The sequence below is a fragment of the Pseudomonas sp. QTF5 genome (assembly GCF_000512695.2).
Classification (GTDB): domain Bacteria; phylum Pseudomonadota; class Gammaproteobacteria; order Pseudomonadales; family Pseudomonadaceae; genus Aquipseudomonas.
The window spans coordinates 64,527-90,217 of record NZ_AZRW02000008.1; the positions used below are offsets into that span (position 1 = coordinate 64,527).

Genomic DNA, 25,691 nt, shown 5'->3' on the forward strand with positions numbered 1-25,691 from the left:
ATGAACCGACTCAAGCGTTTTATCGCGCCAGCGCTCTTCCCTGCAATGCTATGCGCCACGCTGCTCAGTGGTGCCGTTCACGCTGAAGAACGTACGTTGCGGGTGTACAACTGGTTCGACTACATCACCCCCAAAGCGCTGGAAGATTTCAAGGCCCAGAACACCCAGACCAAACTGGTCTACGACATCTTCGACACCAACGAAGCGCTGGAGGCCAAGTTGCTGACCGGTAACTCCGGTTATGACGTGGTGGTGCCGTCCAACGTGTTCCTCGCCAAGCAGATCGAAGCCGGGGTGTTCCAGCCGCTGGACCGCAGCAAACTGCCGAACTGGAATCACCTCGATCCGAAGCTGATGAAGCTGATCGAAGCCAACGACCCGGGCAACAAATTCGCCGTTCCGTACATGTACGGGACCATTCTGATTGGCTTCAACCCGGACAAGGTCAAGGCGGCTTTGGGCGACAACGCACCGGTGGACAGCTGGGACCTGATCTTCAAGGAAGAGAACATCAGCAAGCTCAAGCAGTGTGGCGTGGCGCTGCTGGACTCGCCGTCAGAGATCCTGCCGCTGGCCCTGCAACACCTGGGCCTGGACCCCAACAGCAAGAAGCCGGCGGACTACGCCAAGGCTGAAGCGTTGCTCATGAAAATTCGTCCCTACATCACCTACTTCCATTCGTCCAAGTACATGGCCGACATTGCCAACGGTGACATCTGCGTGGCGGTCGGCTACTCCGGCAGTTTCTCCCAGGCCGCCAACCGTGCCAAGGAAGCCAAGAATGCCGTGATCGTCGACATGCGCCTGCCCAAAGAAGGCGCGCCGATCTGGTTCGAAATGCTGGCGATCCCGAAAGGCGCGAAAAACCCGGAAGACGCCTACACCTTCATCAACTACTTGCTGCAGCCTCAGATCATCGCACCGGTCAGCGACTTCGTCGGTTACCCGAACCCGAACAAGGATGCCACGGAAATGGTCGACCCGACGATCCGCAACAACCCGAACCTGTACCCGACCGAAGCGGCGATGAGCACGCTCTACACCCTGCAACCGTTGCCTCGCGATGCCGAACGGGCACGGACCCGCGCCTGGACCAAGATCAAGTCCGGGACTTGATCCGGGCGGCGCAGCTCATACCGGGCGCCAGATCTCTTTGAGCCTCGCCAGTGCCGATTCGATAGCCGTCTCTGGCACTGCGGCGAACCCCAGGACCAGCCCCGCTCGCTGGTCCTCGGGGAGCGTCGTGTCTGGCAGCCAATAACTGCTCAGTCCATTGACCTCCACCCCGACACTGGCGGCTTGTTCGATCAATTCGCGCTCACGGGCCACGCTGTCGACACGTACCGTCAGGTGCAAACCGGCCGCCACACTGGGCAGCTTACCGACGCCCGGGATATCCACAGGCCAGCCATTGAGCAAAACGTTACGCCGACTCAACGCAGCACGGCGCATACGCCGGATGTGTCGCTGGAAGTGCCCGGCTGCCATGAACTCAGCCATTACCGCTTGAGTGCTGACCTCCGAGTGCCGCACGTCCACCGCACGACGCTGGGAGAACGCCTCAACCAATCCGGGCGGCAACACCAGATAACCCAGTCTTAGTGCCGGGAATGCGACCTTGCCGAAGGTTCCGACATACAGCACCCGCCCCTGCCGATCGAGTGCAGCCAACGGTGCCAGAGGTGCGCCGCTGTAACGGTATTCGCCATCGTAGTCGTCCTCGACGATCCAGCCTTGGGTGCGTTCGGCCCAGGCCAATAATTCAAGGCGTCGCGCCAGGCTCATGACCACCCCGGTCGGGTACTGATGCGACGGCGTGACGTAAGCCAATCGACAATCGCTGAGCCCCGCCAACTCGGTGCAATCAATGCCCTCGCTGTCCACCGCTATCCCGTGCAATCGCGCGCCGGCGACAGCGAACGCATGACCCGCCGCTCGATACCCCGGATTTTCAATGCCCACCCCGTCGCCAGGCTCCACCAGCAACTGTGCACAAAGGCTAATCCCCTGTTGTGCGCCACTGGTGATCACTATTTGCTCAGCCGAACACTGCATGCCCCTCGAACTGCGCAAGTACGCAGCAATCAGCCCACGCAATCGTGCATCACCCGCTGGGTCGCCGTAACACAGTTGCTCTAAATCAGGCTTACGCCAGAAAGCCGCATTCAGCTTGGCCCAGACCTCGAAAGGAAATAGATCGAAGGCCGGAACGCCGACACGAAATGCCCGAGGCGGACCACTGGGAGGCAAGGCCAAATGGTTCTTTTCAACCCGGCCAAAAGCACCGCTGTGGATAACTTTACTGGATGAAACCACAGGTAAATCCAGCCAATTTGTGGATAAGGTTGTGGGTAACCCTGTTGAAAACCCTGTGGATACTTTTGTGGATAATTTTTTTGCCGACACCGCGGCTTGAGGCAATTGCGCGACATAAGTCCCGTCGCCAACACGCCCCTCGATGAAGCCTTCGGCGTAGAGCTGATCGTAGGCACGGACCACGCTGTTGCGGGAAATCGATAACGCCGCAGCCAGATCGCGACTGGCCGGCAGTCGTGTGCCGCTGGCCAATCGTCCGTCGAGCACTCGCACCCGCAACGCTTGATAGAGCTGACGACTCAGGCCTTGGCGGCGGTCGAGTTCGATACCCGCCGGATTGAACGACGAGGGAAGCGGCGGATTCGGCATGGTAATGGACCTATGAAATTGGTCATTAATGGCTCTTACAACAGACCAATAGCCTGCCTAGGATGCAGGCATTCGCCAAGGAATATTTCCATGTACACGCCCAGCAATTTCGCGATCGATGATTTGAACGAACTGCATCAGCAGATACTCGACACTCGTCTCGCTGTCTTGGTCACCCACGGTGAACAGGGCCTGCAAGCCAGTCATCTGCCGCTGCTGCTGAATGTTGACCAAGGCCCGAATGGCACCCTCTACGGCCACCTCGCCCGGGCCAATCCACAATGGCGGGAATTGCAGAACGGCGCCGAGGCGCTGGTGATTTTTGCCGGTGCCGATGCCTACGTCAGCCCGGGGTTTTATCCGAGCAAAGCCGAGCATGGCAAAGTCGTGCCGACCTGGAATTACATCGCTGTGCACGCCTATGGCATGACCGAAGTGTTCACCGACGCCGATCGCCTGCGCAATCTGGTCAGTGCTCTGACTGATCGTCATGAGTCGGGGCGCTCCAACCCATGGAAAGTCGACGACGCCCCCACCGACTACATTGATGGCATGCTCAAGGCCATTGTCGGTTTTGCCTTGCCGATCCAGCGTCTGGAGGGCAAACGCAAGCTCAGCCAGAACCGCAATGCTGCAGACATCGCCGGTGTGCGCGAGGGGCTGGTCGCCAGCCCTGATGTGCATGACCAGGCCCTCGCCCACTTGATGCGTTAAGGAACCAACATGAATCAGATCGACATCCGCCAGGTCACCGCCGACGATCACGCGGCCTGGCTGCCGTTGTGGCAAGCCTACTTGCGTTTTTACAAAACTGAATTGCCCGACGCAGTCACCCAGAGCACCTGGCAGCGCCTGCTCGACCCGAGCGAACCGACCCATGGGGCGCTGGCCTGGGCCGATGGCAAAGCAGTGGGGATGGTGCATTTCATCTACCACCGCTCGAACTGGAGCATCGAAAACTCCTGTTACCTGCAAGACTTGCTGGTGACGCCAGAAACCCGCGGCACCGGTGTCGGGCGGCAACTGATCGAATTCGTCTACACCACGGCCAAGGCCGACGGGTGCTGCGAAGTCCATTGGTTAACCCACGAAACCAACGCCACCGCGATTCAGCTCTATAAGCGCATCGCCGAGCGCCCCGGTTTCATCCAGTTTTGCAAAGCCCATTAAGACTCAAGGAGAGCAGCATGTCGACTTCACTCGCGGACTGGAAAGGTGTTCCACCGCCCTCGGTTCAACTGATCGAAGGGCGTTTCATCCGCCTGGAAAAACTTGACCCGGCCCGTCACGCCGACGGCTTGTGGAAAGCCCTCGAAGGCCCGGGCTCGGATCCGAAGCTCTGGGATTATTTGCCTTACGGTCCCTTCCCGGAACGCAGCGCTTTCAACGATTGGCTGAACAATCACGCGGCCAACAGCGACCCGTATTTCTTCACGGTGATCGACCGCGCCAGCGGCGACGTGCAAGGCATCCTCAGCCTGATGTCGATTGTCCCTGCTCAGGGCCGCATCGAAATCGGCCATGTGACCTTCGGCGCACCGATGCAGCGTTCGCCAAGAAGCACCGAAGCGGTTTACCTGCTGGCCAGGGAATCTTTTGCCTTGGGTTACCGGCGTCTGGAATGGAAATGCAACAACGGCAATGCCCGTTCCAAATATGCAGCGGAGCGGTTGGGGTTCAGTTTTGAGGGGGTTTTCCGGCAGCACATGGTGGTCAAGGGTCAGAACCGTGACACGGCGTGGTATTCGATTCTGGATTCGGAATGGCCGGCGATTGGCGCGGGGTTCGAGCGGTGGTTGTCCGATGAGAACCAGACGGAATCGGGGCAGGTGAAAACTCTGGTTGAGTGCCGCACCTGATGATCGTTCCCACGCTCCTGCGTGGGAATGCAGCAACGGACGCTCTGCGTTCGATCCGGAAGGCGACGCAGAGCGTCGCGGGATGCACTCCTTTTCTGCGCGTGGGAACGATCTTTCAAACCAGTTTCTGGGCCAACACCGCAATATGCTCCGGCCCGATCCCGCAGCAACCGCCCAAATGGCTGGCCCCACGCTTCTGCCAATCGGCCGCCCATTGCAGGTAGCCCGGCGGATCGAGATCGTCGCGCAACGGGTCCAGCCCGTCATTGGCCGTGGCCTCTTTCGGTTGTGGCGGGAAGGCATTGGCGTACGCGCCGATGTAGATCTTCACACCCAAGCGCTCGAAGGTTTCCCGCGCCGCATCGATCGCAGCACCGATCACTTCTGGCTGGCTGCAGTTGAACAGCAAGGTCTCGACGCCCAACTCAGCCGCCACCGCGGCAGCCTCAGCCACGGGCTCACCGGAACGCAAACGCGGCACTTCGTCGGTGTCTTCATCCTTCAAGGTAAACGACAGCCAGAACGGCTTGCCGTCCTTCGGCAGGCCGGCATGGATCGCCCGTGCCTCGATAATCGAGCTCTGGGTTTCGGCCAGCCACAGATCGACATGAGGCGCCAGGCCATTGACCAGAGGCGTCAGCAATTCAGTCACCCGCGCAGCGTCAAACAGGTCTGGGCGATAGGAGCCGAACAACGGCGGCAATGAACCGGCCACGCGCACCGGTTTGCCCGCCGCATCGACCGCACGCCGGGCCAGCTCACCGGCCAATGCCGCGAGAGCCTGGCCCTCAGCGGCAAAACGCTCTTCGCCAATATGGAACGGCACCACCGCGTAACTGTTGCTGGTGATCACGTTGGCACCGCTTTCGATATAAGCCGCGTGCACCGCCTCCACCGCTTGCGGCGCTTCGCTCAAGGCCAGCGCCGACCACTCGGGTTGCCTGAAAGGCGCCCCTCGGCGCTGCAACTCACGACCCATGCCACCATCTAGAATTACCGTCCCTGCGCCCATATGCTTTTCACTCATAAGCTTATGAAAATAACTCACTATCAGAGTCGTTCTTATAACTATTTAATACGCACCACCCGGTTAATAACAACCTCTTTTTTTTTTCAGGGATCAACTGTGAAATTTCAACCACTGCTGGCCCTGGGCCTGACGATTCTGACTGCCTCTACCCAAGCCTTTGCGGGCTCCACTCTGGACCGCATCGAGCAAAAGAAAGAACTCGTGGGCGTGTTGATGGAAAGCTATCCGCCCTTCTCGTTCCTCAACGACCAAAACCAGCTCGACGGTTTCGACGTCGACGTGGCCAAGGCCGTGGCGGACAAACTGGGCGTCAAGCTGCGCCTCGAAACGCCGTCCTGGGATGTGATCGCCGCCGGTCGCTGGAGCGGGCGTTACGACATCTGCATCTGCTCCATGACCCCGAGCAAGGCCCGCGCCGAAGTCTTCGATTTCCCGGTCGAGTACTACGCCTCGCCAGCGGTGATCGTGGTCAATGCCAAGGACGACAGCATCCATGGCGCCAAAGATTTGAGCGGCAAAAAAGTCGGCCTCACCAGCGCCTCCAGCTATGAAAGCTATCTGAACAAAAACCTGGTGATCGAAGGCGCCGAAGACACCCAACTGCAGTACCCATTCGAGAATGTGCAGATCGCCCCCTATGACACCGACAACGTCGCGTTCCAGGATTTGGGCCTGGGTACTGGCGTGCGTCTGGACGCAATCCTCACCAACCTTGTCACTGCCCAACCGCGCCTGAACGAAGACAAGCGCTTGAAACTCGCCGGCCAGCCGCTGTACTCGGAGCCGAACTCGGTGGCCATCGAAAAAGGCGACGCTCAGTGGGACGCCAAAGTACGTGATGTGTTTGCCCAGCTGAAACAGGACGGCACCTTGAGCAAGCTGTCGCAAAAATGGATCGGTGCCGACATCAGCAAATGACTTCTTTCCCCAAACCACCTCAGCCGCCGCAACCAGTGACTGAGTCATTGCTGCAACGGATTTTCGGCTTCCGTACCCGGCTGTACCTGACCTGGGCAGCGATGTTCGGCTTGTTCGCAAGTTTCTTCCTGAGCTTCGACCTGAAGTTCTCGATCATCCTCGACAAACTGCCGAACCTGATCGGCCTGCACCTGGCGCCCAACGGCTTTCTGCAAGGCGCAGCACTGACGTTGTTCTTGTGCCTGTGCTCAATCGTGACGTCATCGCTGTTGGGCTTCATCACTGCCCTGGCGCGGCTGTCGAAAAGCGCGGTGGCGTTCGGTATCGCGAGCTTCTACGCCTCGTTCTTTCGCGGCACACCGCTGCTGATCCAGATCCTGCTGATCTACCTCGGCCTGCCGCAATTGGGCATCGTGCCTGGCGCCATCGCTGCCGGCATCATCGCCCTGTCGCTGAACTACGGCGCTTATCTCAGCGAAATCTTCCGCGCCGGCATCCTCGGCGTCCCCCATGGCCAACGCGAAGCATCGCTGGCCCTGGGCATGCGCGAAACCGTGATCTTCTGGCGCGTCACCCTGCCTCAGGCCATGCGCACCATCATCCCGCCCACCACCAACCAGTTCATCTCGATGCTCAAGGACTCATCACTGATTTCGGTGATGGGGGTTTGGGAAGTGATGTTCCTGGCGCAATCGTATGGGCGCTCGAGCTATCGCTATATCGAGATGCTCACGACTGCAGCGATTATTTATTGGTTGATGTCGATTGGATTGGAGCTGATTCAGGCGCGGATGGAGCGGCATTATGGGAAGGCGTATTTGAGCCGTAGCCAGGTTTAAAACAGAGAAATCGCAACCTTCGAAAGCTCCTACCGGGTGTACATCGACCCGAAGAAGGAGCTGCCGAAGGCTGCGATCTTTTGATCTTTAACGTGCGGCACATGCGTTTTTGAAGATGCGATAGCCCCCATATCTTGATTCGATGTAAGAAAAAGCATCAGCGCGAACAGATAAAATCAACCGGTATCAAGCGGCTGACCATTTTCTACACAACCATCTGACACTCCCCGCAAGCCCGTCGGAAGCAGCCGACATCGGCACCTATAGCCTCCCTCTTAGAGTTTGGCCTCCTGTCAAAAGAGGCCGTACTCGATGCCCATTCAACATAAATACAAACCCCACCACCTTGTCCTGGCCATTGCACTTGCAGCTGGTTGTGCAGAGTTCTCCCTGGCCCAGCAACTGGAGCCTCAAGTCGACGCCGACGCAAAGCCCACCAAAACCCGAAAAAAAACCACCAAACCTGTAGCCCCCACTGTGTTTGAAGAGACCACCGTAGGCGCTTCAGCGCTTACGGTCGAGGCTACGGCCACACCAAGTAACGCAGGTATGAATGTTGTTGCTCTTCCCGGTAACCACGCCCAAAGCACCGTCCAAACCGTGCTGAATACCGGAAATGTTGAAGGTGAGTTCGGACAAGTCACCAGTAATCTGGCATTCATGACGCCAGAGGCTTCCTATAGTGACACTCAAGTGGCGCTGACCCGCAACGATGTACCGCTCGAGACGGTTGCCACCTCTGCCAGCGCGCAGGCCCTGGCCCGCAGTGTAGACACCCCCAAAACCGTGATCGCCAACGCCGCCATCGGCGCGCTACTGGCCAGCAACAAGGCCAATGCCTCCATCGCCATTGAACAATTGGCCGCAAGTAGCAACGCCAACCTCGCAAAAGCCACTTTAAGCAGTGTCAGCCCCGTCAGCGCCAGCATGCTCTCAGCCATGCGCCAGCTGGATAACGGCACGAGCACTTTCTCCGACAAAGCTCCACGCCTTGCCACTGGCAGTGATAACAGCAGCCGCGTCTGGCTTCAGGCATTGGGCAATGGCGGCAAAGCCGAGAGCGACTTCGACAACACACTGAAACACTCCACCCAAGGCCTCGTTCTGGGCGCCGACTGGCGGCTCGATCAGCAATGGCATGTCGGGGTGATGGGCGGAAAATCACAGACGAAACTCGATGCTCGACAATTCGACGGCGATCTCGACAGTTGGCACCTGGGGGCTTATGCGGTGCGCCAGGACGGCCCATTGGCGCTGCGTCTCGGTGCTACCTACGCCAGCCATGAAGGCAGCAGCAAACGTCGGGTTGCATTCAACGGATTCAACGACCGCCTCAAAGGCAGCTATGACGCCAACACCCAGCAGGCCTTCGCAGAAGCGGGCTTCAATCTGGGCCGCAACAATGTGACGGTCGAGCCATTCGCCAGCGTCGGCTATCAACGCTACCAGCGTGACAACCACACCGAAAAAGGTGGCGATGCAGCGCTGAAAGTCTATGGGCAAACCCAGGACAATTTCAGCAGCACCTTCGGCCTGCGCGCGGCGAAGCTGAACTCACTGGACAACGGCATGCGCCTGACATCGCGATTCAGCGCCAGCTGGAAACACATCTACGGCGAGCTCGGCAGCGAAACGCGCCAACAGTTGGTCAAGGGCGGGAAACGTTTCGACATCGCCGGGGCAGCGTTTGATCGCGACAGCCTGTCGCTTGATGCCGGGCTCGACCTGGGGCTCTCGGCCAACCACACGCTGGGTGTGGGCCTTACCGGCGAGATCGACAGAGCGACAGCCGCAGTCATGGCGTAATGGGACAGTGGCGGATAGCGTTCTGATGAACTCGCCTCATATTCACTGATTCAGTGCAATACCTTGCTCGCGAATGCGGAGTGTCAGTCAATATGGATGCTGAATGTCACACCGCCTTCGCGAGCAAGCCCGCTCCCACACTTGATCTGCAATCCACTCAAACACCGGGCAAAAAAAAAGGGGAGCACATGCCCCCCCGAGGTTTAAAACGGTATATCGAGGCTGTTAACTCAGCCTTCGATCTCGATCAGAATCTCGCCCGGGTTCACCCGGTCGCCCTTGGCCACGTGGATGGCGGTGACTTTGCCGGCGATGGCCGATTGGACTTCGGTTTCCATCTTCATCGCTTCGGTGATCAGCACGGCCTGGCCGGCCTTCACGGTGTCGCCTTCCTTGACCAGCACATCGACGATGTTGCCCGGCATGGTGGTGCTGACGTGGCCCGGTGCAGTGGCTTGCTTGCGTTTGCTGCTGCCGCCGCTGACGAATTCGTTGAGCGGTTCGAACACCACTTCTTCCGGCATGCCGTCGATGGACAGGTAGAAGTGACGCTTGCCTTCCGACTTGACGCCGACACCGGTGATGTCGACGCGGTAGGTTTCGCCGTGAACGTCGATGACGAACTCGGTCGGCACACCTTCGCCGCCGGCCGACGCCACGCCACCCGCTTCCGGAATTGGCAACAGCACCTCTGGTGTGAGGGTGCCGGCTGCGCGTTCTTCGAGGAACTTGCGGCCGATGTCCGGGAACATGGCGTAGGTCAGCACGTCTTCTTCAGACTTGGCCACTGCGCCGATTTCGGCACGCAGCTTGGTCATTTCCGGCTTGAGCAGATCGGCCGGACGCACGTCGATCACTTCTTCGCTGCCGATCGCCTGACGACGCAGTTTTTCGTTCACGGTGCCCGGTGCTTTGCCGTAGCCGCCCTGCAGGTAGAGCTTCACTTCGTTGGTGATGGTCTTGTAGCGCTCGCCAGCCAGCACGTTGAAGAACGCCTGGGTGCCAACGATTTGCGAGGTCGGCGTCACCAGCGGCGGGAAGCCGAGGTCTTCGCGAACGCGCGGGATTTCGGCAAGCACTTCGCTCATGCGGTTCAGTGCGCCCTGCTCTTTCAACTGGTTGGCCAGGTTGGAAATCATCCCGCCCGGTACCTGGTTGACTTGAACGCGGGTGTCGACGGCGGTGAATTCGCTTTCGAACTGGTGGTATTTCTTGCGTACGGCGTAGAAGTACAAGCCGATTTCCTGCAACAGCTCAAGGTTCAGGCCGGTGTCATATTCGCTGCCTTTAAGAGCAGCGACCATCGATTCGGTGCCTGGATGGCTGGTACCGGAAGCGAAGCTGGAGATCGCGGTGTCAATGTGATCGGCACCGTTTTCGATGGCCTTGAGTTGGCACATGGTGGCCATGCCAGCGGTGTCGTGCGAGTGAATGAACACGGGCAGCGACTGCTCGGATTTCAATGCCTTGACCAGTTCGCCAGTGGCATACGGGGTCAACAGGCCAGCCATGTCTTTGATCGCCACGGAATCACATCCCATGGCTTCCATTTGTCTGGCTTGCGCCACGAACGCGTCAATGGTGTGCACAGGGCTGGTGGTGTAAGCGATAGTGCCTTGAGCGTGTTTACCGGCCGCTTTTACGGCTTCGATGGCAACTCGCAGGTTACGCACGTCGTTCATCGCGTCGAAAATGCGGAACACGTCGATGCCGTTGACCGCGGCCTTGGCGACGAAGGCTTTGACCACGTCGTCGCTGTAGTGGCGGTAGCCCAGCAGGTTCTGGCCCCGCAGGAGCATTTGCAGACGCGTGTTAGGCAAGGCCGCGCGCAGTTGGCGCAGACGCTCCCACGGGTCTTCTTTCAGGAAGCGTACGCAGGCGTCGAAGGTCGCGCCGCCCCAGCATTCCAGCGACCAGTAGCCGACTTTGTCGAGCTTGTCGCAGATCGGCAGCATGTCTTCGGTGCGCATGCGGGTGGCGAGCAGCGATTGGTGGGCGTCGCGCAGGATTGTGTCGGTAACGTGGATTTTCTTGCTCATTGTTATATTCCTCACAGGCCTGCGTGGGCGGCGATGGCGGCGGCGATGGCCAGGGCCAGCTCTTCGGGTTTGCGCTTGATCGAGTAGTTGGTCAGTTCAGGGTGGCTTTCAACGAAGCTGGTATTGAACTGGCCGCTACGGAATTCCGGATTACGCAGGATTTCCTGGTAATACGCGGCGGTGGTCTTGACCCCTTGCAGACGCATGTCGTCAAGGGCACGCAAGCCACGGTCCATCGCTTCTTCCCAGGTCAGCGCCCAGACCACCAGTTTCAGGCACATGGAGTCGTAGAACGGCGGAATGGTGTAGCCGGTATAGATCGCTGTGTCGGTGCGTACGCCGGGGCCGCCGGGCGCGTAATAACGGGTGATCTTGCCGAAGCTCGGCAGGAAGTTGTTTTTCGGGTCTTCGGCGTTGATCCGGAATTGCAGCGCGAAACCGCGGTGCTGGATGTCTTCCTGTTTCACCGAAAGCGGCAGACCGGAGGCGATGCGAATCTGCTCGCGAACGATGTCGATGCCGGTAATTTCTTCGGTGATGGTGTGTTCCACCTGCACCCGGGTATTCATCTCCATGAAGTACACCTCGCCCTCGGCGAGCAGGAACTCCACGGTGCCGGCGTTCTCGTAACCCACAGCCTTGGCCGCACGCACCGACAGGTCGCCGATGTAGGCGCGCTGTTCCGGGGTCAGTTGCGGGCTCGGAGCGATCTCGATCAGCTTCTGGTTGCGACGCTGGATCGAACAGTCACGCTCGAACAGGTGCACCACGTTGCCGAAGCTGTCGCCGAGGATCTGCGCTTCGATGTGTTTCGGATTGACGATGCATTTTTCCAGGAACACTTCCGCCGAACCGAAAGCCTTGGTGGCTTCGGAAATGACCCGCGGAAAGGCTTGTTCGAGTTCTTCCCGGCTGTCGCAGCGACGGATACCACGACCACCACCACCGGAAGTCGCCTTGAGCATCACCGGATAACCGATGCGGTCGCCTTCGATCAAGGCTTGCGCGATATCCGCGACGTTACCTTCGGTCCCCGGGGTGACGGGTACGCCAGCCTTGATCATGCTGCGACGGGCTTCGGTCTTGTCGCCCATGCGGCGAATCACTTCAGCCGATGGACCGATGAACTTGATGCCGCGCTCTGCGCAGATATCTGCCAGTTCAGCGTTTTCCGAGAGGAAACCGTAGCCGGGGTGCAGCGCATCGCAACCGGTTTCTACCGCCAGGTTCACCAGCTTGCGCGCATTCAGGTAGCCGGCCAGTGGCTCGGCACCGATGCTGTGGGCCTCATCCGCACGCTTCACATGCAAGGCATGGCGGTCGGCGTCGGAATAGATCGCGACCGAGCGAATGCCCATTTCGGCGCAGGCACGCACGATTCGTACGGCAATCTCACCACGGTTGGCGATCAGGATCTTTTTTATCACTTGGAGGTTCCCTTGAGCCGGTGGTACCCACGACCTGTCAAACCAGGTCGGCGCGTGACTAAATGTTTCAATTCAGTCGCAGCTCCACACTAGCCTTCGCAAGGGATTAACAAAAATGAATAATAATTGGGTTACACATAAGCAAAGACTTATAGTTGAAGCATCAGTCTCCGCCCAAGGTCTCTAGAAAATGCGTAAGTCATTGATGCGTATGACGTTGCGACAATTGCAGATCTTCAATGAGGTGTGCGACTTAAGGTCCTACAGCCGCGCTGCCGACGAAATGTCTCTCACACAACCTGCCGTGAGCCTACAGATTCGTCAACTCGAAGAGCTGATTGGCCAACCATTATTCGATTACGTCGGTAAAAAACTCTACATGACCGAGGCGGCTGAAGCATTGCAGCGCGCCAGCCGGGACATTTTCGGGCGCCTGGAAAACCTCGATATGCAGCTGTCGGACATGCAAGGCTCATTGCAGGGCCAGCTGAAACTGGCAGTGGAATCCAGCGCCAAGTATTTCGTACCGCACCTGTTTGCCGCCTTCAAACGCCAGCATCCCGAAGTGAACCTGCACCTGACGGTTGTTAACCGTGGCCAGGTCATCCGGCGCCTGTCGGATAACCGTGATGACTTGGTGATCATGTCGATGGTCCCACAGGACATGGGACTGGAATTCCTGCCGTTCCTCAACAACCCGATCGTCGCTGTAGCGCCGCCGGATCATCCGCTGTGCCACATGGGGCCGTTACGCTTGCAGGATCTGGAACCCTACACGCTGCTGTTGCGCGAACCCGGTTCCGGTACGCGATTGGCCTGCGATGAGTATTTCAAAGAGAAGCGCGTGCACTTCACCCAGACCCAGGAGGTCGCCTCGGCCGAAGCTCAGCGTGAATGCGTATTGGCAGGTCTGGGCTTGGCGCTGTTGACGCGCCACGCCCTGAACCTTGAGTTGGCAACCGGCGCCCTGATTGAGCTGCCGGTCGAAGAGTTGCCGCTGCTGCGTAGCTGGTGCCTGGTGCAGGCCAAGGCCAAACGGCTATCGCCGGTGGCCCACGCATTCCTTGCGTTTATCCGCAGCGAGCGGGCGCAGATCAGCGCGCTGGTTGAGCGTTTCGACGGGAAGCTACCGGTGCTGCCTGCCAATAGTTGAGTTCGAGGTCGTCAGGAAATTCGCCAATTTCCGCCAGAAGCTGACGGCGTTCGCAGCGATCTTCGATGGCGCGACGAAATACCATGCGGCGCTGATCTTCTTGCTGACGACGGGTTTTGACGGCGCTGTTGCGTTCTTCGTAGGGCTGAGCCATTTCGAGTCTCCCAAGGCGAGTACGGGAGTTACAAGATAGGGGCCAGGGATGACGGTTTGGCGGCGGGAGGGTTACAGAGGTGTGAACATTGGCGGATGACAGGGGTGTTTTTGAGGACGCCTTCGCGAGCAAGCCCGCTCCCACATGGGATCTGCGATATACACACTTTTTGTGCAACACAGCCGATCAATGTGGGAGCGGGCTTGCTCGCGAATAAGGTCGGAACGACCTTCCGACCATCACGCCAAACGACGAATCAATCGTCGAGGGCTTTTACTGACTTGGGCGACAGCCGCAAGCTGCGAAGGCTGCGTTTGACGCTTTTCAGGTGGTTGACCAGGCTCGGACCGCGGGCCATGGCTACGCCCATCGCCAGCACATCGATCACCACCAGGTGCGCGATGCGCGACGTCAGCGGCGTGTAGATTTCGGTGTCTTCGTGCACATCGATCGCCAGATTGACGGTCGACAGCTCGGCCAATGGTGTCTGGCTCGGGCACAGAGTGATCAACGAGGCACCGCTTTCGCGCACCAGATTGGCAGTGATCAACAGGTCCTTGGAACGCCCCGACTGGGAAATGCAGATCGCCACGTCGCTCGGCTTCAGGGTAACCGCCGACATCGCCTGCATGTGCGGGTCGGAATACGCCGCTGCGGTCAGCAGCAAACGGAAAAATTTGTGCTGGGCATCCGCCGCCACTGCGCCCGAAGCACCGAATCCATAGAACTCGACACGCTGAGCCTGAGACATGAGCGACACAGCCCTCTGCAACTCCACCGGATCGAGTTTCTCGCGAACCTCCATCAGGGTGTGCAGGGTGGTGTCGAAGATTTTCAGGCTGTAATCGGCGACTGAATCGTCTTCATGGATCGCGAACTGCCCGAAGCTCGCGCCAGCCGCCAGGCTCTGCGCCAGCTTCAGTTTCAAATCCTGAAACCCGGAGCAGCCGATGGCGCGGCAAAACCGCACGATAGTCGGCTCGCTGATGCCCACGCTGTGGGCCAGGTCGGCCATGGAGCTGTGCATCACCGCCGCAGGGTCAAGCAGCACGTGGTCGGCGACCTTGAGCTCCGACTTGCGTAACAGGTGACGTGACTGGGCGATATGTTGCAGCAGATTCAAGGGTCTGGACTCTTTGTTGTTGGCAGGTGCCGGTGATGTAGCACGCTTGTAGTTATACTACATGAATCGGCTTTTTGCCTGCTCAAAACGTAACCGGATGGCATTGATCTTCCCAATTTTGGCAGGAAATGCCCCATGTAGCGGGAAACACCCGCGCGGCGTCACCCTTGCTGAGGGCAGCGAAAATCGTACCCTGAGCTCCCGCGGCTTTAGAAGAAATATAGATAAATCAACATTAACAATTTTTGACACATAATTTATCTGGTGTTGCGTCTACATAAACCGCAAATGACCCCGCACACAATTATTTTCATTTTATTTCCATAGTCTACGGATGATTAATTTACTGATATAAAACAAGAACACCCGTTAAAGAATATCTGACCACGGAAGGTCTATATGAAAATCAGAAAGAAATGCACACCAATCTTATTGTGCGCCCTCTTAACAACTCAAAATTCGTTAGGCGAAGACTATTATTGGCAATTTCAGCCCGAATCGGGGATTCCTGAAAAATTTTCCTCGCCAGAATCAGGTTGTCGATGGCTACACAAGGAAAGTGAAGACGCATGGAACTACACACCCACCATAGAAAGAGAGGATAAACTTGCTTGGGATTGTCACATGATATATGGCGATGACCCGGTCGACGACTCCTATGGAGTTCTAGCTATAATGCTCTACGGAGAACATTGCACAAAAGGAAAGAAATTTAACAGCATTTCAGGTCAGTGTGAGTTTCTAGAAGCTAGCTACGCCTGTCCATCGAGTATCGCTGGTAACCCTATCGATTTTTCGACAGGCTACAAGTTGCAGTCAGAAACAGATTACTCATTTCCATCTAACAATAATCGCGAAAATGCTATCGAATTCACAAGATACTACAGAAGTGCTGATGGATTATGGGTTCATAATTACTCAGACAGGCTGAATATTGAAAACAATTCAGTCACAGTTATACACAACAATGGAAACCAATACGTATTCAAAAAAATCGGGCACTTATACGTTAGCGAAGCAACTGAAGCAAGTACGCTCAATCAGCATGACAACCGCTGGATATACCAATCGACTAACGGCATGACGTTAGTATTCGATAATAGTGGAAAACTTGTAAATACGCGAAGGCACAGTTTGTCCACCACTATCAGCTACTCGGACACAGTCGCTACGGTAACCGATAGTTTCGGCAATTCACTTCAATTTACTGAAGACTCAAGAAAGCAACCCCTTAGTTTAAAGGTGGGACAGATCAAAATACGCTACCAATATAACAAATACAAACAACTCATTTCGGTCATAAAAAACCACCCTGAGTTTCAGGAAACAAGACGATATTTTTATGAAGACCAACGAGACAGCAGGCTTTTAACAGCGATTGAAGATCAACGTGGAATTAAATATGCGGCATGGACTTACGACCAATACGGTCGGGCAATCTCCAGCGAACACGCGCTGGGCACTGAGAAAGTTACCGTCCAATATAACCCTGACGATTCAACCACTGTATCAAACGCCTTGGGAAAAAATACAACTTATAAATTTGGTTACTTTCAAGGTGCCAAACGCATAACCTCGATCATCGGAGAACCAACCGCTAGTAGCTGTCCACAAAGTAATTCGACATTTACCTACGACGAACGCGGATTTCTGACATCGCAAACTGACGGTAAGGGCATCACTACGCTATTCACCCATAACGACCGCGGCTTGGTCACTTCGCGCATCGACGCAAGTGGAACGCCTGAATCAAGGACTATTACCACGGAGTGGCACGCTACGCGGCCCCTTCCCTTGCGTATTCAACAACCAAACCGATCAATCCTATATACCTATGACGCTGAAGGACGAAAACTCAGCCAAACAATTGAAACACATTGATTCAGAAGGATCTGAACATGAATACACTATTATTAAGAGTAGGCCTTCTGGCGCTTGCAATCGGCGGCACTCTCATTACCGTCCCACTCTGGCAAGCCCCAGAGCGCGGATGGTCATTCACTTACAATGCCACTGGCTTGCTCGAATCTTCGGATGGGCCAAGAATCGATGTGAGCGATATCACCCGCTACGAATATGACTCAAATAGCAACCTGATGCGCGTTACTAACGCACTTGGGCATACCACTGAGATGTCAAACTACGATTACATAGGAAATCCGCAGACAATTGTTGATCCTAATAGCGTCGTAACTTCACTGAGTTATATGCCTCAAGGATGGTTATCATCTGTCAGCGTAGGAAACAGTACAACACAATTCGATTACAATGCTACCGGGGACATAACCAGACTGACCCAAGGCGATGGTAGCTGGCTTGCTTACACTTGGGACGACGCAAGACGATTAATCCGAATTACGAATAACCTAATGGAGCAAGCTGAATTTGAACTCGACCCAATGGGTAACCAAACAGTAGTACGCTTGAAGGACAATGCAGGAAAGCTAACGAAACAGCATCGATGGGTGTATGACGAACTGGGGCGGTTGCTTGATTCGATAGGAGCTAGTGGCCAAACGAATCATCTGCAATACGACCTTAATGACAATCCCATTACTACCGTCACCCCTCGCGATGCTAGCTATAGCAGCGCCTACGACCCGCTCAATCGTTTAAGAGCACCGATCCATTAAACGGCACTTCTCAGTTTGAGTACGACGCTCAGGACAACCTCACCCACGTCCGCGACGCACGGGGGGTGAGCACCCATTATCACTTCGATGGCTTGGGTAACCTGACTCAGTTAGACAGTCCCGATAGCGGCACCAGCAAATACAAATATGACGCAGCCGGCAACATCACAGAAAAAACGGATGCTCGAGGGGTAGTCACGTCCTATGCGTACGATGCTCTGAATCGATTGCTTAGTCGTCGCTATCCGGCGAACCCAAAGCTTGATGTTCGTTTCCATTACGACTCGATTGCAGCAGGAAACAAGGGAGTCGGTCGCCTGACGGCGATTGAGGATACGAACGGTGTGCAGAACTAAACTATGACGCACACGGCAATCTAATAGCGCAACTGCATACGCCCTCTACGATTGACGTGGCTCAGTCCGAAAGAATTGGTTACGGGTACGACCCGGCCAATCGGCTCAACCGCCTCGACTATCCGGCTGGATTCAGCATTCACTATTTTCGCGACGCTGCCGGGCAGATCAACCAAGTGCAAATTCAGCGGGGCACAGACAAGCCCGTTGTTTTTGCGCAGGACCTCACCTATCTACCATTCGGCCCGCTCAAAAGCCTCACCTGGGGGAATGGCACTACGCTTCAACGTACCTACGATCTGGACTATCGGTTGACTGCTCAAACCGTCGCCGGCTGGAGTAACACCTATGCCTACGATGCCACCGGAAACATCACCAAAGTACAAAGCAACTCGGTCGGTGAATTGAATTACAGCTATGACCCGCTCGATCGCCTGACAGAAGAAGCAAATGCCACCCGACAGCAAACCTTCACTTATGACGCGGTGGGTAACCGCACCAACAAAACTCTCACTCCTCAGGTCGACGGCAAGGTGCAAGACAGTGCAGTCACGACCTACCAGTATGGCGCCAGTAACAATCGCTTGATCCAGATTGACGACCATTTGGTGAGCACCGATGCGGCAGGCAATCTAATCAAAGACCGCGCCAATCGCCAATTCTCATACGACGAACAGAATCGCCTGAGCAGCGTGAAGATTGATGGGATGATCCGGGTTCAGTTTCGCTACAACGTTCTAGGTCAACGCACCCAGAAAATTACCCCACAAGGCGTTACAACATTTCTCTATGGACCTGATGGTCAACTGTTAGGCGAAACGATGTTCAATAGCGAAGGCAAGAAGCTCGAAAGTCAATACTATTTCTGGCTTGATGGCCTGCCATTGGGCGGTGTGAGTATTAATTATGATTCGGCAGGTGCATTGACTAATAGCAATCCGTTCTACATTCATAGCGACCACCTCAACACACCCCGCATCGTAACGAACGCCGTTCAGGAAATTGTATGGGAATGGAAATCTGACGCTTTTGGTTTGGAGAAAGCCAGTGGTTATTTGACTCTAAACCTCCGTTTCCCCGGTCAGTACTACGATGCTGAAACTGGGTTGCACTACAATTACTTCAGAAATTATGACCCGGAGATAGGACGCTATTTGGAGACCGACCCAACTGGGCTAAAGGGCGGAATGAATACATATGGGTATGTGAACGGTAATCCGTTGAAATTTGTTGATCCGTTTGGATTGGAATCTGTGTTTGAATGGTCTTCAAAAGCCGAGACCATCGCGAAAAGAAGCGAGCTACCAGGAGAATATAACGGACCTCAGGACGCTTACAGACACTGTGTCGCATCGTGCATGATTGCAGCATCAAACTGGGGAGAATCAACAAGCAGACTTGCCGGCTGGGCACATGAAGTATCGAATTTCGGACAAAACAAATACGAAAGGGCCATGGATGACTGGAACAACCAAGCTGGATTATGTGCAGCCAAAGATAGCAAAAACCTGATGACTGCCCAAAAAGCTGTATGACTCTTCTTGAGAACAATGCCCTGATTATGGAGGCAACGTCGCATGGCTCATATTATTAAACATATAAATTCAAAACTAACAATCACCTCAACAGTCTTATTTTTGATCTGTTTCTTCGCTGTCATAGCAGCAAAATATTACTATCCCGCAGACGTGGACCAAATCTGCCAAAAAGAATCGCCATTGCTAGTAAACAATATTCACAGTTGCAGCCTCACTCAACAGATAGTGAACAACCTTGAGATTGAAGGTTACACTCCCGTTCTCTTAGAGAACTCCAAGCAAAGCAGAGGCCCATTTAAAGCACGATTTGACTATCAAATATTTGAAATAAATAATTATAAAATCAATGGAGATCCTAGCGGTGGGATTGCTCAGTTTCGATTCATTAACGGTCGTTTATCTTCAATAGTTTACACACCTAAAAAGCCAGAATCCGTACTCGAGCTATACCCGGAAAATAGAACGAACGCAATAAGCATCCAGCACTCATCTAATTACCAAGGACTGAAGTACATATCATGGTCAAACAACCAGCTTGAATCATACATTTCATGGTGGATTAGACGATTTGCTTAGCAAATCTTCTCCTGCTGAGTCAGCACTCTATCTGCTGACTCAGCAAAGCTCTCATTCAGCATCTTGCTCACGTAATAACCACCCTAAGCCGTTTGCATCAACCGGCCGACTGATCAGATAGCCCTGCACCTCATCGCAACCTTCGGCGCGCAGAAACTCCAGTTGCTCCTGACGTTCGACGCCTTCAGCCACCACTTTCAGTGACAGGCCATGCGCCATGGCGATGATCGCCCGGGTGATCGCCGTATCCTCAGTGCTCTCCCCCAGACCACGGATAAATGCCTGATCGATTTTCACGTAGTCCACGGGGATGCGCTTGAGGTAGCTCAGAGACGAATAGCCAGTGCCAAAATCGTCGATCGCCAGCTTCACGCCTAAATCGCGCAACTGCTGGAAGGTCGCAATGATGTGCTCGACGCTGTCCAGCAACTGGCTTTCGGTGAGTTCCAGTTCCAGGTAGTGCGGCGCCAGACCGGTTTCCTCCAGCACCTGGCGTACCAGGCTGACCAGTTTTCCCTGACGCAGTTGATGCACCGACAGGTTGACCGACACCCGAATCGGCTCCAGTCCCTGACGCTGCCACTCGCAGGCTTGCCAACAGGCCTGGCGCAAAACGAACTCGCCGATAGCGCCGATCAGCCCGGTTTCCTCGGCCAGACCGATGAAATCCCCCGGCGGTACCTGGCCCAGGGTCGGGTGACTCCAGCGCACCAACGCCTCGGCGGCATTCAATCGGCCGGTGGCGAGGCAGAGTTTCGGTTGATAAAACACGTTCAACTGCTTTTCTTCGATGGCTTTGCGCAACTTGTTCTCGAGCTGCAAACGCTCGAGCGTGCTGGCTTGCAGGCTGTCTGTATAGAACTGGAAGTTGTTGCCACCCAAGTGTTTGGCATGCTGCATGGCCATGTTCGACTGGCTGACCAGCGCGGAAGTCTCCCGTGCGGTGTCTGGCAACAGGCTGATGCCCATCGACACGCTCACCACCAATTCGTGACCCTCGACGGTGATTGGCAATCGCAGTTTGGTCGACAAACGGGTCGCCACGCGCGCCAGGCTCGACAGGTTGCCATAGGCATCGAACAACACCGCAAATTCATCGCCGGACAAACGGGCAATGGTGTCCGCTTCCGGTAGCGCATTGACTAACCGTCGAGCCATTTTCTGTAATAGCTGATCGGCAATTTCGTGACCGAGGCTGTCGTTGAGGAGCTTGAAACGGTCCAGATTGATATGCAGTAACGCCAGACTGCGACGCCCGCCCTGGTGCACCCGCTGATGAGCCTCTTGCAGCCGTTCGCGGAACAACGCACGGTTGACCAAGCCCGTGAGCTCATCATAATGAGCAAGGTAACGCATACGCTCTTCGGATTCCCGCCTGGCGGACAGATCGGCGAAGAAGCCGACAATATGACTTACATTTCCCCGCTTATCGCGTACGGCATTCAATTGCAGCCATTGTGGATACAACTCGCCATTCTTACGGGTTTCGACCAGTTCGCCCTGCCAGGTGCCCTGCTGTTCCAGCGCCTGATGAATTGCCGCGTAATGCCGGCGGGCGTCGCGGCTGCAGGGCAAATCGACCACGTTGCGCCCGAGCATGTCTTCGATGTCGTAACCGGTCACCCGACTGAAGGCCTGATTGATGGCAATCAACGCGTAATTCGGGTCCAGAATCACAATACCTTCGCTGGCGGCCTCGAACACCGTCGCCGCCAGTTGTCGTTGCTCTTCCAGGCCCTTGCTGGCACTGATATCGCGGCGGGTGCCGACCATGCGGATCACCTTGCCGTTTTCGCCGCGTTCGACCGCTCGTCCACGGTCCTCTATCCAGACCCAATGGCCATCGCCATGCCGTACCCGATACTCGATCTGATAATCCTCGCTGCGGCCCTTCAAGTGCTCGACCAGCGCCCGCTTCAGCGATGGCAAGTCGTCGGGGTGCAGACGCGGTTTGAGGTGGCTGAGCATCGCCGTCACGAATTCCGGCTCCAGGCCAAATAGCTCCTGAAGGTGAGTGTGATGGACTTCGTCTGTCTGCAGGTTCCAATCCCACAATCCCAGTTCACTCGCCTTCAACGCCAGCGCCAGCCGCGCTTCGCTCTTGCTCAAGGCCTGGTTGGCAGCGTCCAGCTCCAGACTGCGTTGGGCGACCCGGTTTTCGAGGTCGACCTGGGTTTCGCGTAATTCGTTTTCGGCGCAGCGACGCTGATCGATTTCCCTGGCCAGTTCGTGGTTGAGTTGGTCACTGCGACTTTGCGCCTGCTGCAAGTGCTCGATCAGGGCCTGATTTTGAAAGCGCCGCAGCAACCCTTGATCGATCAGCCGATTGACCTGCCAGGCGACCACGCTCAACGAACCCAGCAAAATCAGCCCGAACCAGCCCCAACCCTGTTCCTGTTCATCGCCCCCCCAGAACAGATAGCCGATGGCCGGCAACAGACAGGGCAAGGTAAACGACAGAAAAGCCGGCAGGCTGACGGCATAAGCGACGCTGGCCGAGAGGGCTGCTGCGCCGATCAGGCCGAACACCCAGGCTTGTTGCATGAAATTGTCAGCGGGCACCAACGCGATGCCGGCACCGGCCAGGGTCAGGCCAGTCATGGCAGAGCCGAGCATGAACATGCGACGCCAGACCGGATGGACCTGACGGTGAGGAATCGCCGAATCGAAGGCCGCGACCTGAATCACTCGCAACGCCACCAGCGACAATAACCAGATCAGCCAGACGCTGACCACGAAGTAACGCTGCGGGCTCCAGAGCAAGCCGGCGCAGACCAGACCATTGATCAGCATGAACAGCGTAGGCAACAGCGAGCCCTGGTACAGCAGGCGCGTGCGTTCGACCGCCATTTCCATGGCGTACTGTTTGCGGATAACCCGGGGCTCCACAGAGGGGCCCGACAGGTCGGAGCTGAGGGTCATAGGCAATGTTCTTGTTCTTATTAGTGAGCACGTGAGCCCGAATTGTGAACGGAGCATACACAAGCCGATGCCCGGACCAAACTGCCCCAGATCATAAAACAGACAAAAATATCAGCCACCCGCATCGGCGCAAAAGCAGCAAGACGAGCCCCGCCAACGCTTGCAGCCGGTGACCGACCGGTCGTCATCGGTGCTTCTTTCATCGGCTAATGCAAAGCTCGGTTTGCCCGGTGTGACGGCGCACCCTAGAATGCCCCGATGCGCGATGATCTCTCCCTTCTGCTGAACTCCCTCAACGATGCCCAACGTCAGGCCGTAGCTGCCTCCGTGGGTCGTCAGTTGGTCCTGGCCGGTGCTGGCTCCGGTAAAACCCGAGTGCTGGTGCACCGTATCGCCTGGTTGATCCAGGTCGAGAACGCCTCGCCCCACTCCATTCTGTCGGTGACCTTCACCAACAAGGCTGCTGCCGAGATGCGTCATCGCATCGAGCAGCTGATGGGTATCAACCCGGCCGGCATGTGGGTCGGCACCTTCCACGGCCTGGCGCACCGCTTGCTGCGGGCGCACTGGCAGGAAGCCGGCCTGAGCCAGACCTTCCAGATTCTCGACAGCGACGACCAGCAACGGCTGGTCAAGCGGGTGATCCGCGAGCTGGGCCTGGACGAACAACGCTGGCCGGTCCGGCAGGCCCAGTGGTTCATCAACGGGCAGAAAGACGAAGGTCTGCGTCCGCAACATATTCAAGCCAGCGGCGATCTGTTCCTGGCGACCATGCGCAGCATTTATGAAGCCTATGAGGCCGCGTGCCTGCGCGCCGGCGTCATCGACTTCTCCGAACTGCTGCTGCGCGCCCTCGATCTGTGGCGCGATCACCCGGGCCTGCTCGCCCATTATCAGAAGCGCTTCCGGCATATTCTGGTGGACGAGTTCCAGGACACCAACGCCGTGCAGTACGCCTGGTTGCGTCTGCTGGCCAAGGGTGGCGATAGCTTGATGGTGGTCGGCGACGACGACCAGTCGATCTACGGCTGGCGCGGCGCGAAAATCGAGAACATTTATCAGTATTCCGACGACTTCCCGGATGCCCAGATCATACGTCTGGAGCAAAACTACCGCTCCACAGCCGGGATCCTCAAAGCCGCCAACGCCCTGATCGCCAACAATACCGGGCGCATGGGCAAAGAGTTGTGGACCGATGGCGGCGAAGGCGAAGCGATCAATTTGTACGCCGCCTTCAACGAACATGATGAAGCACGCTACGTGGTTGAAACCATCGAAAGCGCGCTGAAAACCGGCTTGGCTCGTAGCGATATCGCGATTTTGTACCGCTCCAACGCTCAATCGCGCGTTTTGGAAGAAGCCTTGCTGCGCGAACGCATTCCATACCGCATTTATGGCGGCCAGCGCTTCTTCGAACGTGCAGAAATCAAGAACGCCATGGCGTACATGCGTTTGCTGGAAGGCCGTGGCAACGACGCGGCCCTTGAGCGGGTGATCAACGTTCCGGCCCGTGGCATCGGCGAAAAAACCGTCGAAGCGATCCGCGATCATGCGCGCCACAGCGATGTGTCAATGTGGGAAGCCATGCGTCAGCTGGTGGCCAACAAAGGCCTGACCGGTCGCGCTGCCGGTGCTCTTGGCGCGTTTATCGAGCTGATCGAGAATCTCGCCGCCAAGTGCCTGGAAATGCCGCTGCACCTGATGACTCAGACCGTCATCGAGCAGTCGGGGTTAATCGCCTACCACCAGGCGGAAAAAGGCGAGAAAGGCCAGGCCCGGGTAGAAAACCTTGAGGAACTGGTCAGCGCCGCGCGTAACTTCGAAAACCCGGAAGAGGATGAAGAACAGTCGCCATTGGCGGCGTTCCTCGGTCACGCCTCGCTGGAGGCCGGAGACACCCAGGCCGACGAACACGAAGACAGCATTCAGCTGATGACCCTGCACAGCGCCAAGGGCCTGGAATTCCCTTACGTGTTCCTGGTGGGCATGGAAGAAGGCCTGTTTCCGCACAAGATGAGCCTGGAAGAGCCCGGCCGTCTTGAAGAGGAACGCCGCCTGGCCTACGTCGGTATCACCCGCGCGATGCAGAATCTGGTGCTGACCTATGCTGAAACCCGACGCCTGTACGGCAGCGAGACCTACAACAAGGTGTCGCGTTTCGTACGTGAAGTGCCGAAAGGCCTGATCCAGGAAGTGCGACTGTCCAACAGCGTCAGCCGTCCGTTCGGCGGTGGCCAGCAGCAAAGTTCCAGCAGCCTGTTCGGCGGCAGCGAGATCCCGGACACCGGGTTCAGCCTCGGCCAGACCGTGCGGCACTCGGTATTCGGCGATGGTGTGATCCTGAATTTCGAAGGTGCCGGCGCTCAGGCGCGGGTACAGGTGAACTTCAGCGAAGGCAGCAAGTGGTTGATGCTGGGTTACGCCAAGCTGGAAGCGATCTAAAGGCGACCGAGAACCTTTTGTGGGAGCGGGCTTGCTCGCGAAGGCAGCACCGCGGTGTATCAGAGGTACCGCGTCATCGTTCTTCGCGAGCAAGCCCGCTCCCACAGGGTGATGCCCTGAGTCCTACAGAACTTATCCACTCGTCCTACAGACCAAAGTTAATAGGCCTTATTGCGCTGACTGAAGCTGAA

At 56.5% G+C, this 25,691-nt stretch carries 19 protein-coding genes and 1 pseudogene; 13 read left to right on the plus strand and 7 right to left on the minus strand.

Annotation, left to right across the window (positions count from 1 at the left end; translation table 11 throughout):
• Entirely contained in the window at positions 1 to 1,116 is a 1,116-nt protein-coding gene (locus IC37_RS08835) for a polyamine ABC transporter substrate-binding protein (RefSeq protein ID WP_030132486.1), read from the plus strand.
• 15 nt (positions 1,117 to 1,131) lie between these two features.
• On the opposite strand, the gene IC37_RS08840 is transcribed toward IC37_RS08835, so the two are convergent.
• A complete protein-coding gene (locus tag IC37_RS08840) occupies positions 1,132 to 2,685 on the minus strand; it encodes a PLP-dependent aminotransferase family protein (protein WP_030132487.1) in 1,554 nt (517 codons plus the stop codon).
• A 90-nt stretch (positions 2,686 to 2,775) separates the two neighbouring features.
• On the opposite strand from IC37_RS08840, the gene IC37_RS08845 reads away from it, so the two are divergent.
• From IC37_RS08845 to IC37_RS08855, 3 genes are read left to right on the plus strand one after another with little or no spacing between them, the layout of a single operon-like run.
• Complete coding sequence (locus IC37_RS08845) at positions 2,776 to 3,399, plus strand: FMN-binding negative transcriptional regulator (protein WP_030132488.1); 624 nt, start codon at positions 2,776 to 2,778, stop codon at positions 3,397 to 3,399.
• Between the two features lie 9 nt (positions 3,400 to 3,408).
• The gene (locus IC37_RS08850; protein WP_030132489.1) at positions 3,409 to 3,855 is read left to right on the plus strand and encodes a GNAT family N-acetyltransferase; all 447 of its coding nucleotides are present in this window, start codon (positions 3,409 to 3,411) and stop codon (positions 3,853 to 3,855) included.
• A gap of 17 nt (positions 3,856 to 3,872) precedes the next feature.
• The gene (locus tag IC37_RS08855) at positions 3,873 to 4,544 is read left to right on the plus strand and encodes a GNAT family N-acetyltransferase (RefSeq protein WP_030132490.1); all 672 of its coding nucleotides are present in this window, start codon (positions 3,873 to 3,875) and stop codon (positions 4,542 to 4,544) included.
• 115 nt (positions 4,545 to 4,659) lie between these two features.
• Here IC37_RS08855 and IC37_RS08860 read toward each other — a convergent pair whose 3' ends face one another.
• Positions 4,660 to 5,556, minus strand: coding sequence for a homocysteine S-methyltransferase family protein (locus IC37_RS08860; RefSeq protein WP_030132491.1), 897 nt, complete (start codon positions 5,554 to 5,556; stop codon positions 4,660 to 4,662).
• A gap of 114 nt (positions 5,557 to 5,670) precedes the next feature.
• Between IC37_RS08860 and IC37_RS08865 the strand changes: the two genes are divergently transcribed.
• From IC37_RS08865 to IC37_RS08875, 3 genes and pseudogenes are all read left to right on the plus strand, one after another.
• On the plus strand, positions 5,671 to 6,492 hold the full coding sequence (locus IC37_RS08865) for an ABC transporter substrate-binding protein (RefSeq protein WP_030132492.1): 822 nt from the start codon (positions 5,671 to 5,673) through the stop codon (positions 6,490 to 6,492).
• Positions 6,489 to 7,331 (plus strand): amino acid ABC transporter permease, encoded by an 843-nt coding sequence (locus IC37_RS08870; protein WP_030132493.1) that lies wholly within the window; start codon positions 6,489 to 6,491, stop codon positions 7,329 to 7,331. The genes IC37_RS08865 and IC37_RS08870 overlap by 4 nt, the downstream gene beginning before the upstream one ends.
• A 312-nt stretch (positions 7,332 to 7,643) precedes the next feature.
• Positions 7,644 to 9,163 (plus strand): annotated as a pseudogene (locus tag IC37_RS08875) (autotransporter domain-containing protein).
• A gap of 204 nt (positions 9,164 to 9,367) precedes the next feature.
• Here the strand turns inward: IC37_RS08875 and oadA are convergent.
• A complete protein-coding gene (oadA, locus tag IC37_RS08880; protein ID WP_030132494.1) occupies positions 9,368 to 11,176 on the minus strand; it encodes a sodium-extruding oxaloacetate decarboxylase subunit alpha in 1,809 nt (602 codons plus the stop codon).
• 11 nt (positions 11,177 to 11,187) lie between these two features.
• Complete coding sequence (locus IC37_RS08885) at positions 11,188 to 12,603, minus strand: acetyl-CoA carboxylase biotin carboxylase subunit (RefSeq protein WP_030132495.1); 1,416 nt, start codon at positions 12,601 to 12,603, stop codon at positions 11,188 to 11,190.
• Between the two features lie 190 nt (positions 12,604 to 12,793).
• On the opposite strand from IC37_RS08885, the gene IC37_RS08890 reads away from it, so the two are divergent.
• A complete protein-coding gene (locus tag IC37_RS08890) occupies positions 12,794 to 13,756 on the plus strand; it encodes a LysR family transcriptional regulator (protein WP_030132496.1) in 963 nt (320 codons plus the stop codon).
• Here IC37_RS08890 and IC37_RS08895 read toward each other — a convergent pair.
• On the minus strand, positions 13,698 to 13,910 hold the full coding sequence (locus IC37_RS08895) for a PA3496 family putative envelope integrity protein (protein WP_030132497.1): 213 nt from the start codon (positions 13,908 to 13,910) through the stop codon (positions 13,698 to 13,700). The two genes, IC37_RS08890 and IC37_RS08895, sit on opposite strands and share 59 nt — an antisense overlap.
• Positions 13,911 to 14,166: 256 nt before the next feature.
• Complete coding sequence (gene hexR / locus IC37_RS08900) at positions 14,167 to 15,033, minus strand: transcriptional regulator HexR (RefSeq protein ID WP_007896526.1); 867 nt, start codon at positions 15,031 to 15,033, stop codon at positions 14,167 to 14,169.
• Between the two features lie 399 nt (positions 15,034 to 15,432).
• Here hexR and IC37_RS08905 point away from each other — a divergent pair, with 399 nt between their 5' ends.
• The 4 genes from IC37_RS08905 to IC37_RS30425 all read left to right on the plus strand — a co-directional run bounded on the left by IC37_RS08905 (position 15,433) and on the right by IC37_RS30425 (position 19,557).
• The gene (locus tag IC37_RS08905; protein WP_081729431.1) at positions 15,433 to 16,914 is read left to right on the plus strand and encodes a DUF6531 domain-containing protein; all 1,482 of its coding nucleotides are present in this window, start codon (positions 15,433 to 15,435) and stop codon (positions 16,912 to 16,914) included.
• Positions 16,915 to 16,931: 17 nt separating this feature from the next.
• The gene (locus IC37_RS30415) at positions 16,932 to 17,666 is read left to right on the plus strand and encodes an RHS repeat protein (RefSeq protein ID WP_051414912.1); all 735 of its coding nucleotides are present in this window, start codon (positions 16,932 to 16,934) and stop codon (positions 17,664 to 17,666) included.
• Between the two features lie 65 nt (positions 17,667 to 17,731).
• Positions 17,732 to 18,022, plus strand: a complete 291-nt coding sequence (locus IC37_RS30420) for an RHS repeat domain-containing protein (RefSeq protein WP_256580689.1) — start codon at positions 17,732 to 17,734, stop codon at positions 18,020 to 18,022.
• Between the two features lie 56 nt (positions 18,023 to 18,078).
• Positions 18,079 to 19,557 (plus strand): RHS repeat domain-containing protein, encoded by a 1,479-nt coding sequence (locus IC37_RS30425; protein WP_051414913.1) that lies wholly within the window; start codon positions 18,079 to 18,081, stop codon positions 19,555 to 19,557.
• 630 nt (positions 19,558 to 20,187) lie between these two features.
• Here IC37_RS30425 and IC37_RS08915 read toward each other — a convergent pair.
• Positions 20,188 to 23,058, minus strand: a complete 2,871-nt coding sequence (locus IC37_RS08915; protein WP_030132498.1) for an EAL domain-containing protein — start codon at positions 23,056 to 23,058, stop codon at positions 20,188 to 20,190.
• 258 nt (positions 23,059 to 23,316) lie between these two features.
• Between IC37_RS08915 and uvrD the strand changes: the two genes are divergently transcribed.
• Complete coding sequence (gene uvrD / locus IC37_RS08920) at positions 23,317 to 25,500, plus strand: DNA helicase II (RefSeq protein ID WP_030132499.1); 2,184 nt, start codon at positions 23,317 to 23,319, stop codon at positions 25,498 to 25,500.
• Positions 25,501 to 25,691: the final 191 nt, after the last annotated feature.

Coding starts and splice junctions, on each gene's coding strand:
- IC37_RS08870 (WP_030132493.1), top strand. CDS start 6,489: ATGACTTCTTTCCCCAAACCACCTCAGCCGCCGCAACCAGTGACTGAG.
- IC37_RS08895 (WP_030132497.1), bottom strand. CDS start 13,910: ATGGCTCAGCCCTACGAAGAACGCAACAGCGCCGTCAAAACCCGTCGT.
- IC37_RS08860 (WP_030132491.1), bottom strand. CDS start 5,556: ATGGGCGCAGGGACGGTAATTCTAGATGGTGGCATGGGTCGTGAGTTG.
- uvrD (WP_030132499.1), top strand. CDS start 23,317: ATGCGCGATGATCTCTCCCTTCTGCTGAACTCCCTCAACGATGCCCAA.
- IC37_RS30415 (WP_051414912.1), top strand. CDS start 16,932: ATGAATACACTATTATTAAGAGTAGGCCTTCTGGCGCTTGCAATCGGC.
- IC37_RS08850 (WP_030132489.1), top strand. CDS start 3,409: ATGAATCAGATCGACATCCGCCAGGTCACCGCCGACGATCACGCGGCC.
- IC37_RS08840 (WP_030132487.1), bottom strand. CDS start 2,685: ATGCCGAATCCGCCGCTTCCCTCGTCGTTCAATCCGGCGGGTATCGAA.
- IC37_RS08855 (WP_030132490.1), top strand. CDS start 3,873: ATGTCGACTTCACTCGCGGACTGGAAAGGTGTTCCACCGCCCTCGGTT.
- IC37_RS08835 (WP_030132486.1), top strand. CDS start 1: ATGAACCGACTCAAGCGTTTTATCGCGCCAGCGCTCTTCCCTGCAATG.
- IC37_RS08845 (WP_030132488.1), top strand. CDS start 2,776: ATGTACACGCCCAGCAATTTCGCGATCGATGATTTGAACGAACTGCAT.
- IC37_RS08915 (WP_030132498.1), bottom strand. CDS start 23,058: ATGACCCTCAGCTCCGACCTGTCGGGCCCCTCTGTGGAGCCCCGGGTT.
- oadA (WP_030132494.1), bottom strand. CDS start 11,176: ATGAGCAAGAAAATCCACGTTACCGACACAATCCTGCGCGACGCCCAC.
- IC37_RS08890 (WP_030132496.1), top strand. CDS start 12,794: ATGCGTAAGTCATTGATGCGTATGACGTTGCGACAATTGCAGATCTTC.
- IC37_RS08905 (WP_081729431.1), top strand. CDS start 15,433: ATGAAAATCAGAAAGAAATGCACACCAATCTTATTGTGCGCCCTCTTA.